Source organism: Rickettsia bellii RML369-C (genome assembly GCF_000012385.1).
In the GTDB taxonomy this organism is placed as follows: domain Bacteria; phylum Pseudomonadota; class Alphaproteobacteria; order Rickettsiales; family Rickettsiaceae; genus Rickettsia; species Rickettsia bellii.
Genome location: NC_007940.1, coordinates 1346510 through 1360900, shown reverse-complemented (window position 1 = coordinate 1360900; position 14391 = coordinate 1346510). Strand labels below are relative to the sequence as shown.

Genomic DNA, 14391 nt, shown 5'->3' with positions numbered 1-14391 from the left:
ATGCAAAGTAGCTTAATAAAAATTTTAGGTGTGCTTGCTATAGTAGCAACCCTTGTTTGCTTCGTTTTTGCAGCCCTTGGAATGATAGGAGCAGTAAGCGTTGGTAATGGTTGTTATATGAGGTATGCTCCAGGTGGTAAAGGAGGTTCAGATTCTATAACTAGTACAATTACTCTTAACGCTAATGCTAATTATGTTAATACCTCTACAATGTTACCAGATGGTACTATGCAGCTTACTCCTGATCCTGCTCATTATGGTGAGTGGTTAAATACCCAAGTAGAAGTAAAAGATAAGCAAGCAGTATCATTACAAGTAGTTGGTCAGATTAGTTTATGCCTTGCTTATGTGCCGAAAGATAATTTGCAATTTACTGAAAGTACAAGACCAGGTAAGTCTAATTTAGACGATAATGGCAAGATGATTCCTATTCCTCGTGTTACAGATGTTAATAAACCGCCGCTTTCCTTGATAATGGATGCAAAAAATAATGAGTGGCGTAATATTACTGAAATGTATGCTAATGATAGAATATTAGTTTCGGTGACGCCTAATTATTCTCCTGGGGCAGGTGGGACAGTAGGGGCTATGGATGCTTTTAAAGGTACTAACGTTACGGCTGATTGTTCACAAGGTAAAACTGCTTATGATCCGATTTGTGGAAGATACTCTATTTATTCAGGACCATATGTAAATGCTTGTGAATTAAAGCAAAATTATTGGCAAGGTAATAAAAAGCAAAAATGTCCAAATGGTTGCGTTTGGGGAACGATAGATTGGTGTTACACGGCTCCCTCAGCTTGGTGTACTTATTATTATGTATGCGATTCCTTATCGGCTTGGGTAAATAATTATGGAACGATGCCTGAACCTTATAAGGATGATGGCACTTTTACTTTTAGTTGGGCAAGTAATTCTGGGGGTATATTTATTGATTATGCTAATCTTCAATGTTCTAATAATATTAATATTCCGCCAAACGGCAAATGTCCTGATAGTGTAGATGATCGTAGTCCTAAAGATAAAGATTATATAGGCGGAGCTGGGTGTACTTCAGGTGTATGTAATGGAGGGGAATTTCAGTCACAACGAAGATTTTGGTATACGTCAGATGGTAATGGTGGTAAGGGTCCAACAGGCTTAATATGGCAAATAAGTAATACAAGTAACGTAGATTCAACCCTACCTTCCACCCTACAATTTGCTCAATTTGTAACAGCTTCAGATCAACCTACCGAATATGGTAATGAATATAAAGTAATATATAATATACCATTTAATAGTAATACTGATAAAGGCTATTTACAGTATAGGCTCTGGTGTCCTACTTCTCAGGATGCAAGTAAAAATACTGGTGGTTATGTTATGAACATCAAACAAACTAAATGCTATAGAGAAAATGGCAATAGTTTAACTGATGTTTTTAATAATCGTGGTCAGGTACAATATTTAGTAGTACCAAGTGCAGAAAATCCAAATACTAGTGGTAAGAATTATTCGCCTGAAGCTGCTATAGTAGATAGTAAGGGTAAAGCTAATTTTAATGCAGCTGGTGAAGGGTATATATGGATGAGAGTGCTAAACGATCCGAATGATTATAAAGATAGTGAGGGTAGTTATAAAGTACATTTTTCAACTTCTCAGTCAGTAGGAAGCTTTACCATTAAAGTAATGAATCCTCTACTTCAGTTATTTAAAGGTAAAGTTAAAGGAGCTGCTGAGTCTATTTTCCGAAATATAGTATGTTATGGAGGAGATACGTCTTCTTGTACTAACTTTTTTAATTATATTAAAGCACTTCTAATTCTTTATGTTATGGTTTACGGGGCAATGTTTTTACTGGGCTTTGCAAAAATAAACCAAAAAGATTTAGTAGTTAGAATAGTAAAAATAGGTATTGTTAGTGGACTTATGAATGGCAATACGTTTGAGTTTTTTAATAATTATCTATTTGATACTATTGCTAACTTTTCCGATGAAATTATTTCTAATATGAGCGGATATAGCTTATTTAATTCCAATGGTACTGTTTCAAATCCTTTCATGTTTTTAGATGCCGTAATGAGTAGGATATTGTTTAGCCAAACATTTATGGCACAATTACTTGCATTATTATCTTTAGGTCTTAGCGGTATTATATATTTTATAATTACTGTTATTGCAGTAATGATTGTAATTATAACAGCATTTAGAGCAGCTGCCGTTTATATTATGGCATTTATGGCGACTTGTATATTAATTGGTATAGCACCTATATTTATTAGCTTCTTATTATTTGATTTTACTAGGTATTTATTTGATAATTGGGTTAGATTTACAATTAGATATATGATTGAGCCGGTTGTTTTAATGGCGGGTATCATTGTGCTGACTCAATTATTTACGATATATTTAGATTTTGTTTTAGGTTATAGCGTTTGTTGGAAATGTGCACTACCTATAAAAATTCCGTTTATCGGTACTATTTTACCTGTTGCATTACTTAATGTACCAATCTTTTGTATAAACTGGTTTGCACCTTGGGGTATGGATTATATGTCGGGTATGATGGGTGTGAATATGCAAAATATAGTTGCATTAGTTATTATAGCTTATGGTATGTATGGTTATGTTGAGTTTTCCGGTAATATGGTGGCAAGACTGACAAGTGCGGCTGGTCCTTCAGCTACTAGTATGGGTGGAGCAATGTCAGGTGCTGCAGAGCAGGGAGCATTGAGCCAAGTAGGTATGGATGAAAAAACAAGAAAAGGTATTACTGGTAGAGCAAAAGAACGATTAAAGCAACGTAATGAAACTTTAAAGCAAGCTGAGAAAACTAGAAAAAATGCACCAAAAGAAGAGCCGCCTAAAGCGGAAATACCAAAATAAAAAATTATGAAAATTATTAAAAGTTTAATTTTATTAGTTTTATTTATGGCGTCGCCTGCCAAAGGTGATGACTTTGCTTGGATGTCAAGTGGGCTTAGCGGTCTTAAAAGCATTTTTGGTTGTTTAGAAGTACCTACATTTACAAGTTTCCAAGAGGGTAAAATAGGTATTAGTTTATCGACTGCTGGAGATTGGCAATCAACAGGTAATGCAGTTGAAAAAGGTAAGCTGCTTAAGATTAAATGGTCTACTGCAGGTCTTACCCCAGAGCCTCGAAAATATCTAGTATTATATAGAATTGACCCAAGGTTTAGTGTTCCGCAAGTCTTTATAAAAACTTATAATTACAAAAACTCACAGTTTGAAGTTGCAGGATTCCCAGGTTTTAGTACAGCAAATGATGGTGTTATACCTCCTGATAAAAACCTTGATGCATTATCATTTACTAAGATGAATAATTATGTTAACTACTTTAATTATGCTAATGGTAATCCAAAAATTCAGGTTAATGTTGGTGATATAGTAAATATTAGTCTAGCTGATAAAGATGATTTTTTTAATCCAAGTACATCAAAAACTCCAAGCACCTTAAATAATATACTAGCTAAAGAACTCGATAGTTCTGTATTTGCTGCTTCTGCTCTTTATACTGAAAGCAATCTTGGTAATTTTGAAAATAGGATAGTTTACTCAAGTGCAGAGCAAGTTTGTAATATTATAGATGCTCAAAGAGCAACTTTATGTACTGGTACAGGTTCGGCTACAAAATATACTAATGTTAGTAATGGTGCATTAGTTGGTAAGCCAATGGCTGTAACTACATTACAAAATTTTATGAGCATGATTAACTCTTGCCCTGCTAATTCTAATTTAAATGCTAACCCTTCTTGTTATTATGATCAAGGTAGAGGAATGGTTATTAAAATAGGTGGACAAGTCATTAAAAATCGTGATCAAAGCTTTGTTAATAATGATAATACACAGAATGGTTTTATGTATTATCAAGCAACTAGCGGTGGTGCTATGGATTTTAGTAGCGATTGGCAGCCTACCGGTATGTTTAATAATTCTTTTTCAATGAGTGATTGGAGTAGAAATTTTTCTAATTATACTGATTTTGCAACTTATATAACTAATGGTAATTGGGCAACTAATTTTTTATATTTTGGTCGTTATGCAATGATTGTTGAGATAGGTAATGGTACAAACACCATTAGCCCAGGTGATCAAAAAAATATAACTTTAGAGTATTTAATAACAGCTGATGGTACATTACCTAGTTCATCTACTCCCGGCACTACAGTCGGTTATGATTTTTCAGGTGATGCACCACAAGATGGATATTTATGGTTAAGAGTAAAAAATCCTAACAGTAATATACAGGGAACAATTAGTGTAGATTATGCTAATTATACTGGTACAACTTGGTTTTCAAATATAGTTTATAATGGGGCAATTAAACCTATTACAGATCAATTTAGAACTTATAGTGAGGATTTTTATTTTAAGTTAGTTGCAAATTCTGCAATACAAAATATAGCTAAAACTGCATTAACGCTTTACGTTACTATATTTGGTTTAATGTTTGTTTTGGGGGCTTTAAAATTAACTGCTGTAGAAGTAGTAACTCGTATATTTAAAATAACTATAGTAGCTATTTTACTTAGACCTGAAAGCTGGAGTTTCTTTAATAACAATTTCTTTAGTGCATTTATTAATGGTATAGATTTCTTTGCAACGAATGTTGTAGGTGCTACAAGCTCTAAATCTAATATTTTTGGTTTTATTGATCCTATATTTGACAAATATACTAATGGTAGGATTTGGGGATTACTGTTTATTCAGCTATTGCAAATACATAATGGTTTAGCATTTATTGTTATTATAACCATTTACTCACTTATTACTTATTTTAGAGCAGTACTTGAAGTAATTATAGGTTATGTTATAGCCTTTATAGGCTTGACAGTTATGATTTCATTAGCACCATTTTTTATAATATTAATGTTGTTTGAAAAAACAAAAACTATGTTTAACAACTGGATATCAATTTTGTTTAGCTATGTAGTGCAGCCAACGATATTATTAATTTTCTTTTTATTAATAGATCAAATTTTATCAGAACAGCTGTTAAAGGTAATTGTCAGAGCTTGCTGGGATACACTCATACCGATTAAAATAGGGCTCGATTTGTCAAATCTTGGTATTCCGTTAAATTTCTCTTTTACTTTACCATTTTTACCAGGAATACCTTTTTTTGTTCCACAAGTTCCAGATATTACTAGTTCTAACATTTTAACGAATGACACTAATACATTTTTAGTATTGTTCACTACAGCTTTATTATTTTATTCATATTGTCTAATGTCGTATGGTTTAGTAAGTTTTGTAACTATAGTTGTTGGTATGTTAACGCAGGTTACTCCTGCACGAATAGAAGGTAATTATCAAGCTCCTTCTAATCCTACAGAATCTATTATGAAAGATATAGGTTCAGTAGCAGCCCCGATTAAAAAAGCTGCCCTTGCTCCAGCACGGATTTTTAAAGATAAAGTAATTGATCAGAATTATGAAGCTAGAAAGCCGCAAGGTGGTGGGGAGCATACAGGTAAGTTTTTTCAAAATCGTAATGATGTGAAACCTGAGCAGACGGAAAGGAACGATTAGTGTCATTGCGAGGAGCCGTAGGCGACGTGGCAATCTTATGAAACATTTAAGAATCCTAAGATTGCTTCGTCAAAACTTGTAGTTTCTCCTCGCAATGATATTGAAATTTAAAATATTAAAATTTTTATGGATTCCGTGGACAAGCCACGGAATGACAAATCGATTTAAAATGAACAGAAATATTTTTATTACATTATTAATATCGTTATTGGCACTGTCGGGGTGCAGCGGGGATACTTGTATCGATCCGGATGATTTCGGTTTTATAAAATTTAATATTTCTTCTAGATATGATCCATCTGAAGTTACTTCAAGACAAGAGGGGGATCAGGTAGCACCATGGCGGGATAGTGCTTATAAAGTAAATGGTTATCCTTTAACAATTATGGTAAGACCTTGGGATTATATGTCTGGGGACAAGAATACTTCAGGGATGTTATCAGCATGGTGTCCATGGTATGGGCAGCAGAATAATTTTACTACCTTAGCTGAGTTTTGTGTTAGACTGCGACCATGTCAATTTACTGACGGTAAGATGTGTCCAACTCCTACGCCAAGAGATGCACCTATTAATAATGCTCCTTGTATACTTACAAACGGAGTAGGGCTTTATTTTTTAATTGCTGATAAAGGTTCTAATCCTAATATGTCGCCAGATTCACAGCGTAGTCCGAAAGGTATAACGCAGCATTTAGGTGAACCAGTTGCAAGCCAAGATTATGAATTTTATAGTATTAGTAGTACTGGAAAGTTTTTACAAGCCGGTGGTATAAATTACCAATATGGTTGTACTAGCCTACCTTGCGATCAAGCTTCAAATTATGCTCAATCTTCTCTATATTTTAAAATTTTAGACAAATTTTATGATGATAATAGTGGACAATATAGGGTAGTAATAAAATCCGGAGTCAGCGATACAAGACCTGATCCCCTACAATTTTTAACAAATTTAATAAAGAATGAGTTATTTGGTACTAGCGATAAAGATCCTGGAATTGTAAGGCAAACTTATCAGCAAATAATTGAAACACCTGGCTATAGGTTAAGTGTTTCGGCTCTTTTAACTCTTTATATAATGTTTACTGGATTTTCCTTTTTAATAGGAAACATAAACATGACTCATGTTGAGTTAGTAGTTAGAATACTAAAAGTCAGTGTAGTTTCAATATTATTAAGTACAAGTAAAGCTTGGACATTTTTCCATGATTATTTATTTGTATTTTTTGTTGAAGGGCTAGCACAGATATTACAAATAGTACAAGATGCTTCAACAGGGCAAAGTTTACTAAGCCTTCTTATTTCCCCGCAAACTTTATCTAAGCTATTTTCTTTATTGTTTGTAGATCCGCTTGGGTTTATTTATATCATACTATATTTAATAGCTCTGTATTTTATTTTCTTACTTATATTCAAAGCTACAATTATTTATCTTACTGCATTAATAACCATTGGTATGATTATAACAATGGCACCGATATTTATTTGTTTCATGTTATTTAATATAACTAGATCGTTATTTGAAAATTGGTTAAGGCAATTAATATCATATGCTATACAACCTATAATTTTATTTGTCGGTATTGCTTTTATCGGAATGATTATTAAAACAGAAATACAATCGACATTAGGTTTTGCCGTCTGTAAGAAAGATTTCCCCGATTTAGGACCTATAAATCAAATTTTTGGTAGTTTTACAGAAGATTTAGATTCAAGTATTGGTAATTCGATATTTTATTGGTGGTTTCCGGTACCGATGAAAGGAGGAATTGAGAATTTCACTCAAGCAGATATATTAGTCCCCGAAGATTATACCAAAAAGGATGGTACTAAGTGTTTGGCATATCAATGTATAGATAAACGTTATATTCAATTACCGTTTTTAGACTTAGTTAAAGATGCAAATAGAATTAGTAATTTTATAAATGGTAAATTCGTCCAGCTTGATGGCTTATTATTGATATTTGTTTCTATTTATTTGCTTAGTAAATTTAATGATACTGCTATATCGACGGCTAGTTTTATTGCGGGTACTTCGGGTAATTTAACATCGATACAGGCTGTTAACCAGCAATCTTACGATTCTATCATGAAGCAGGTCAATAGACCGATAAATTATGCAACAGGAGTTATTAGTAAGCCGATAAACCGAATGCAAGAGCAAACGAGTATGTTTTTTGCTGAAAAATATCAAGGGCTTATGATGAGTAGGCTTGAAAATAAAGCCCTCAGTTCTTCGGCTAACAAAGCAGTGCAAAATGAAGTTAAAAGAAAATATGGTATAGACCATAAAGACGTTAATATGCAAGCCGGAGCAGATTATAAAAACGGCATTTCTAAATTGCTAGATAATAAAACGTTTTTACCGAAAGGTGGTGATTTAGATGTGAAAAAACTAGCAACTATGAATTTTGGGCAGCTTCGAGATGAATTTGCCAAAAATAAATATGGTGCAAAAAATTATAGCTCTTTAACTAGTGATCAGAAACTAGAGCTTGATAAATTCATGAAATCCGATTTAGGTGAGAAAGGTAAATCAGCAAAAAGCTTACGTGAGCTTGCAAGTGATGCAAACTTTACTAGAGATTATCAAAGTGCTTATAAATATGCTCATAAAGAAATGTCAGGAAGAGGAGTTGGTCTATTTGGTAAAAATATAGGAGTGCTTAGAAGCTGGCAAGAAATGGAAAATCGCATGAAAACTAAACGTGAATTAAAAGAACAAAAACGTGTAGCTATAGGTGAGAAAATATATGCCGGCTATACAGGATTAAAAAGAGATGCTCTTACTGCGATAGTTGGTAAAGATTTACGTGATAAATATGAGGGTAATCTAACTAGTGCCGAGTGGCATGACTTTGACTATAACGATCCACAGCTTAGAACTTATAGCGAAAGTCTAAAAGATAAAGAAAGAGCACGAGAAGTCAAAGAGCTTCAAATGCAGATTAATAAAGAAACGCTTGCTGTTCAAGAAGATATATTATCGCCTGAATATTTAGCAAGATTAAAAAGACCAAGTGATGTAGAATATTATCAGGAATTAGGTCAAAGAAGGCTTATTCATGAAGTGCGTGATAGATTATCTGAAGGAAGTGATCCAGTGATAATGGGTGATAGATTTATGCAAGAAAAAGCTACCGATGATCAAATGCGGACTATGATAGATAATGCTCATCAAAAACATGCAGAATTTATAGATCAAGATAGATATACTCGTCGTCAAGAGCATTACGATATTATGCATGAAAAAGCTCAAGAAAATATCGACAGAACTTATAAAGAGATTAAAGATCATTTCAAAAGAGATGATATTAAGCTTGAGGAAATGCCAGCTTTAATAGCACAATATGAAAGAGAGAAACCAATAGAATCTTTTGATAGTAAGACAGAGCTTTCTCTAGATAAAAGGATTGAAGAAGCAGTTAGTAACTTTAATATCAATGCTAAAAATTATGAATATAGTGCATCGGTGCTTAATAATATAGAAGAAAGAAAGCAGGCTATTACTGATGAAGTAAATACTCAAATTGATCGAATTAATAAATATAGAGAAAATGCTAAAATGCCGCAATACCAGAAACCGGTAGAAAATTCAGGAAGAAAGCTCAGAAAATTAGAAGACCATTTGAGAAATATGAAGTAAAAAATCCGTCACCCCGTGGCGGCTTTGTTATGTGGATCATTTTCCTTTGTCATCCCGTGATTTATTCACGGGATCCAGTTAAAAATACTAATAAAATTAGTATTTTTTATTATTTTCTGGATCTAGTTCCCAAGCCACGGGATGACACCGAAAGCGTTTTCGGTTCTTGTCATCCCATAGCTATTACCAATTTCTATGGTTTACCAAATGTTGAAGTATCAAAGGTATAATTATATTTCTTCTAAGCTCCATCTAGCTTTAGGACAGAAATTTAAAGGCGTAAATAACCCATTATTATAACGCTCAAGCCCGGCATAAGCAATCATCGCAGCATTATCGGTACATAGCGTTGTGGGCGGGTAAATAAGCTGATAGCCATGTATTTTGGTACAATTACTTAACAATTCTTGCAAATATTTATTAGCAGCCACCCCGCCGGCTATTACTATATTTCTATTAAAATCATTTGTTATTTGTTCATAAACTTTAATAGCTTCTAGTATTTTGCTGCTTAAAATTTCCCCTATCGTAAACTGAAAACTTGCTGCTATATCGTTAATTATAGTATCGTTAATCTCTTGTAAACTCATTATTAGAGTACGCACTGCTGTTTTAAGCCCTGAAAAAGACATATTACAATCACCACTATTAATAATTGGTTTTGGGAATTTATATTTATAAGGATCGCCCAGCTTTGCCCTTTTTTCGATTTTAGGACCACCTGGGAAAGGCAAGTCAAGCATCTTAGCCACTTTATCAAAAGCCTCACCTACTGCATCGTCTATAGTACTACCAAGAATTTTGTATTTTCCAAGCCCAAGTACTGCAACAAATTGACAATGCCCACCGGAAGCTAGCAAAAGCAAATATGGATATGGGATGTTATCGGTTAATCTTGCAGTTAATGCGTGTCCTTCTAAATGATTTACTGCAATAAAAGGCTTATTTAAAACGCTAGAAAGAGACTTTGCAAACATTGAGCCAACTATAACGCCGCCAATTAAACCAGGTCCTGAAGTTGCAGCTATTGCCGTAATTTCATCTAAGCTAGTATTGCTCTCAAGTAAAGCCTGCTTCATAGCTTTTTCGAGATTAGCTAAATGAGAACGTGCGGCTATTTCCGGCACTACTCCCTTATAATCTGCATGTTCTGTATTTTGTGATATGACTATATTCGATAAGATTTCCCTATCTTCAGTTATTATAGAAACACTAGTATCATCACAACTTGATTCAATTCCTAAAATTTTTTTCATTTGAGTTTTTGTAAAGAAGTCGTTTTAAAGTTTTTATTTGCTTCAAAATCATTAATTGCTCGCTTTAATCTCTTAGCATTTTTAGGGCTTTTTAATAAATATAAAGTTTCTTTTTCAGCATTAGAATATTTATTTGATTTTATGGATTTTTTCATGATGCTAATATATATAAATAAAATAAGTACTACGAAGATCAACTTCAAAAAGAGCAAGGCGTCTTGCAGCTGATAACCGCAGCGTATATGTAGTACGTGAGGATTATCAGCAAAAGACAACGTAGCCAATTTTTGAAGTTCATCAAGTAGTAAAATCAAAATCTTTACCTAAGGCAATATACTCTCTAATACGGCTCATAAGGTTTTGGAAATATGTAAGATTGTGCCAAGTCATTAGCATCGCTCCAAGTATTTCGCCTATTCTCACCAAGTGATGTAAATAGGCTTTGCTATAATTTTGACAAGCAGGGCAAAGGCAATCAGCTTCCAAAGGATCGTTATCTTCAGCATATTTACTATTGCGGATATTTACCGTGCCGTATTTTGTAAAAGCCTGACCATTACGACCTGACCGAGTCGGGATTACGCAGTCAAACATATCTACCCCTCTGCTGACTGCTCCGATAATATCAGCAGGCTTTCCTACCCCCATCAAATATCTAGGTTTATTTTGCGGTAGGAAATCAGGGGCAAGAACTTTAAACATAAGTTCTTGCCCCTCCCCAACTGCAAGACCGCCTATAGCATATCCTTCAAAATCTAGCTCTATTAAATCTTTAGCCGATTGCTCACGTAACTCTTCGTAAGTGCTACCTTGAATAATACCAAACTGTGCATAACCATCTCGCTTAACAAACGCTTCTCTTGATCTATGTGCCCATCTAGTTGTGAGCTGCATAGAGGTTTTTGCTTCTTCAAACGTTGCAGGGTAAGGCGTACATTCGTCAAAAGCCATGGTAATAGTGCTGCCGAGTAGATGTTGTATTTCGGTAGAACGTTCAGGCGTCAGCAAATATTTATCACCATTAATATGCGAGTTAAAACTTACCCCCTCTTCCGTTATCTTGCGTAATTTTGATAAAGACATTACTTGAAAACCACCAGAATCGGTTAGTATTGGCTTACCCCAATTCATAAATTTATGCAAACCACCAAGCTTAGCAATACGCTCGGCACTTGGTTGTAGCATTAAGTGGTAGGTGTTACCAAGCAGAATATCAGCCCCTGTTTCGGCTACCGATTCAGGCAGCATTGCTTTAACAGTTCCTCTTGTTCCGACCGGCATAAAAGCAGGCGTACGAATATTGCCGTGAGCAGTAGTAATAATCCCGCTTCTTGCTTTTTTATATTGATGATTGATATTAAAGGAAAATTTTGACACTAATAGCTGCCTTTTTATTTAAAGTATTAAAGACAGCATTTTAGCATAATATAGATTACAGATAAAGATTTATTGCCTGTGTGGTTTGTTTTTCCCTTATTACAAGGAAAAATTAATGTTGTTGTATGGTCCAGTTTAACACTTGTTATGCCGTGACGGCATTGCCCTAGTGGATCATTTTTTCCGTCTGTCATCCCGTGATTTATTCACGGGATCCAGCTAAAAAATGCTAACTTATAGCATTTTTTATTATTTTTCCTAGATTGCCACATTCGCTTCGCTCATTCGCAATGACAGCTTGGCATCCACGAAACAACGCCATCACAGGATAGAATTGATTCATGCCACAACGCTTCCTCGCAATAAGCAATGCAGAGTAACAGGAAAATACTTATACGCAAATAGCGAGTGATCTAACAAGCTCAATGATTATTTTTCTAACATCTGGATTCTGTATTTTAGTAAACGCTCTAGTTAATGATAAAATTTCTCTCTCTAAAGTTCTAGTTAAGTCTTCTCTACTAAAAGGAATGTTATATTCATAATCTTCGTCTTCTTCAGCCACATTATTTAAAAGATGCTCATCTATTTCGTTAGATAAATATTCAATTTCATTATCAAAAATATTATCGTCAGTATTTAACCTTTCTTCTTCAGAAATAGAAGTGTTGAAAAAATGCTTTAACGGCGTATTTAAAATTTTTGCTAAAACATATAATCTACTTACTGGTATAGTACTTATTCCCTCTTCATATTTTTTTATTTGAATAGCACTAATGTCTAAAGTTTCGCCGAGTTCTTTTTGACTAAGACCTATTGCAATACGACGTTGCTTTAAGCGTTCACTTGCGATTTTATCTATGTGTTTTATTGTATTCATAATTAATAATAGGCTTAATATTAAAAATTGGTTATTGCAAAGTATATTCAACTTTAAATATACATTATACACATAGCACGTATTTAATCAAGCAACTTTATTAAAATTTAATACAATTAAACTAATCCCTTGAGTTAATAAGCTTTTTATCTAATAAATAGTTAACTAAAAATATAAAAAATACGATTAGCAGAATAGTAATATTTCCAAATTTCGAAAAAATTGTGGGAGAATCTAGTTTTTTAGGAATTAAACCATCAATATAATTTATTTCGTTTAAATCTAATTTTTTTATTACCCTACCAAGAGGGTCTATTATTGCAGAAATACCATTATTTGCTACTCTAACCATCGGTAGACCATTTTCTACAGCTCTACTTCTGCTAATATGAAAATGTTGATATGGTCCGCTAGACTTTCCATACCATGCATCATTTGTAACGTTAATTATTACATCGGCTGTTTCATTATTCGTTCGGACAAAGTCAGGGAAAATAGATTCGTAGCAAATCAAAGGTTTTATTTTTAGGTTGTATTTGTCAAGATATACAAGTCCGCCATTTCCTTCAGTATAATCAACAAAACCATGAGTTAGCTTTTTAAAAGGTAGTATTTTTTTAAATGGCATATATTCACCAAAAGGCACTAGATGAGATTTATGATATTCAAATAATTTATTGCCGTTCTTTTCAAGAGCATACATAGCAGTATAAAGTTCAAAATCCTCTCCCCGTTTTTTATTATCGGATATCCCACCTGTAATCAAAGTAGCATCTACCGAATTTAGTAGCCCTAACAACTCTGATTTAACTACAGGTATATCATAAGGTACTACTAAAGCAGCTTCCGACCAAATAACTAAATCTATAGGCTGTGAGTTCTCTGATAAATTAATATGCAGCATTAAATTATGCCAAAATTCTTCCTCACTCCATTTCTCGGTTTGAGGGATTGATGGTTGCACTAAACGGACTTTTATATCAGTAAAATTTGTAGGATGATTATGTAGCCTTACACTGCCATAAGTAATTATCACGGCTAAGGTGATGCTTGAAGTCAGTAATAAAACTTTTAACTGATCAAACTGTTTGGTAAAAAATGGATAAAAAGAAGTGGAAATATAGATTACTATAAAACTAAGCCCATATATTCCAATTATATTTAAAGATTGGATTAAAATATCCGAGAATGAAAAAGCATAACCTATTAAATTCCAAGGAAGACCGGTAAATATCCACGATCTTACCCACTCAAATAACACCCAATATAAGCAAAATATAAAATGATAATATTTGTTATTTCTAACAAAAAAACTAAATACACAACTTGCAGATACGAAAAAAGCTAAAATTATAGGTAAGCCAAATAATGCGAAAGGAATAGCCCACCAGAAATCTGATATATAAACGCTAACACCGATGCTAATCCAATATATGCCACTTAAAAAATGCCCAAAACCGAATATATATCCAAGCTTTGCTGCCTCTTGCCAATCTTTAGATTTTTGTACCAAACAGCAAAGATAAGATAAGGTTAATAATGCAGGTAATAGAAAAGTCGGAGCAAAAACCAAGCCGCTTAATAGACCTAATAATAAACAGCTAATCTTCGGTTTATACATTTTTTTATCAAAATTATTTTATTTACAAAATAATACATCATGCTATCATCCAGGCAAGTTATATTTTGGCATTGCTGGT

8 protein-coding genes are annotated in these 14391 nt (G+C 33.6%); 3 read left to right on the top strand and 5 right to left on the bottom strand.

What is annotated here, in order from left to right; genetic code table 11:
• From RBE_RS06550 to RBE_RS06540, 3 genes are all read left to right on the top strand, one after another.
• Complete coding sequence (locus tag RBE_RS06550) at nt 1-2868, top strand: type IV secretion system protein (protein WP_011477916.1); 2868 nt, start codon at nt 1-3, stop codon at nt 2866-2868.
• Between the two features lie 6 nt (nt 2869-2874).
• Nucleotides 2875-5535 carry a type IV secretion system protein gene (locus RBE_RS06545; protein ID WP_011477915.1) on the top strand — a complete coding sequence of 887 codons (2661 nt, stop codon included), beginning with the start codon at nt 2875-2877 and terminating at the stop codon, nt 5533-5535.
• 169 nt (nt 5536-5704) lie between these two features.
• Complete coding sequence (locus RBE_RS06540) at nt 5705-9178, top strand: type IV secretion system protein (protein WP_011477914.1); 3474 nt, start codon at nt 5705-5707, stop codon at nt 9176-9178.
• 230 nt (nt 9179-9408) lie between these two features.
• Here the strand turns inward: RBE_RS06540 and tsaD are convergent, their stop codons facing one another.
• The 5 genes from tsaD to lnt form a co-directional block, all read right to left on the bottom strand.
• On the bottom strand, nt 9409-10434 hold the full coding sequence (gene tsaD / locus RBE_RS06535) for a tRNA (adenosine(37)-N6)-threonylcarbamoyltransferase complex transferase subunit TsaD (RefSeq protein ID WP_011477913.1): 1026 nt from the start codon (nt 10432-10434) through the stop codon (nt 9409-9411).
• Nucleotides 10431-10589 (bottom strand): hypothetical protein, encoded by a 159-nt coding sequence (locus RBE_RS08955; RefSeq protein ID WP_187145740.1) that lies wholly within the window; start codon nt 10587-10589, stop codon nt 10431-10433. Before RBE_RS08955 ends, tsaD begins: the two co-directional genes overlap by 4 nt.
• 142 nt (nt 10590-10731) lie before the next feature.
• Nucleotides 10732-11811: a tRNA guanosine(34) transglycosylase Tgt gene (tgt, locus tag RBE_RS06525; RefSeq protein WP_011477911.1), complete on the bottom strand. Its 1080-nt coding sequence runs from the start codon at nt 11809-11811 to the stop codon at nt 10732-10734.
• 391 nt (nt 11812-12202) lie between these two features.
• Nucleotides 12203-12691, bottom strand: coding sequence for a helix-turn-helix domain-containing protein (locus RBE_RS06520; protein WP_228368738.1), 489 nt, complete (start codon nt 12689-12691; stop codon nt 12203-12205).
• A gap of 121 nt (nt 12692-12812) precedes the next feature.
• Nucleotides 12813-14312, bottom strand: a complete 1500-nt coding sequence (gene lnt, locus RBE_RS06515; RefSeq protein ID WP_011477909.1) for an apolipoprotein N-acyltransferase — start codon at nt 14310-14312, stop codon at nt 12813-12815.
• Nucleotides 14313-14391: the final 79 nt, after the last annotated feature.

Coding starts and splice junctions, on each gene's coding strand:
- RBE_RS06550 (WP_011477916.1), top strand. CDS start 1: ATGCAAAGTAGCTTAATAAAAATTTTAGGTGTGCTTGCTATAGTAGCA.
- RBE_RS06545 (WP_011477915.1), top strand. CDS start 2,875: ATGAAAATTATTAAAAGTTTAATTTTATTAGTTTTATTTATGGCGTCG.
- RBE_RS06540 (WP_011477914.1), top strand. CDS start 5,705: ATGAACAGAAATATTTTTATTACATTATTAATATCGTTATTGGCACTG.
- tsaD (WP_011477913.1), bottom strand. CDS start 10,434: ATGAAAAAAATTTTAGGAATTGAATCAAGTTGTGATGATACTAGTGTT.
- RBE_RS08955 (WP_187145740.1), bottom strand. CDS start 10,589: ATGAAAAAATCCATAAAATCAAATAAATATTCTAATGCTGAAAAAGAA.
- RBE_RS06520 (WP_228368738.1), bottom strand. CDS start 12,691: ATGAATACAATAAAACACATAGATAAAATCGCAAGTGAACGCTTAAAG.
- lnt (WP_011477909.1), bottom strand. CDS start 14,312: ATGTATAAACCGAAGATTAGCTGTTTATTATTAGGTCTATTAAGCGGC.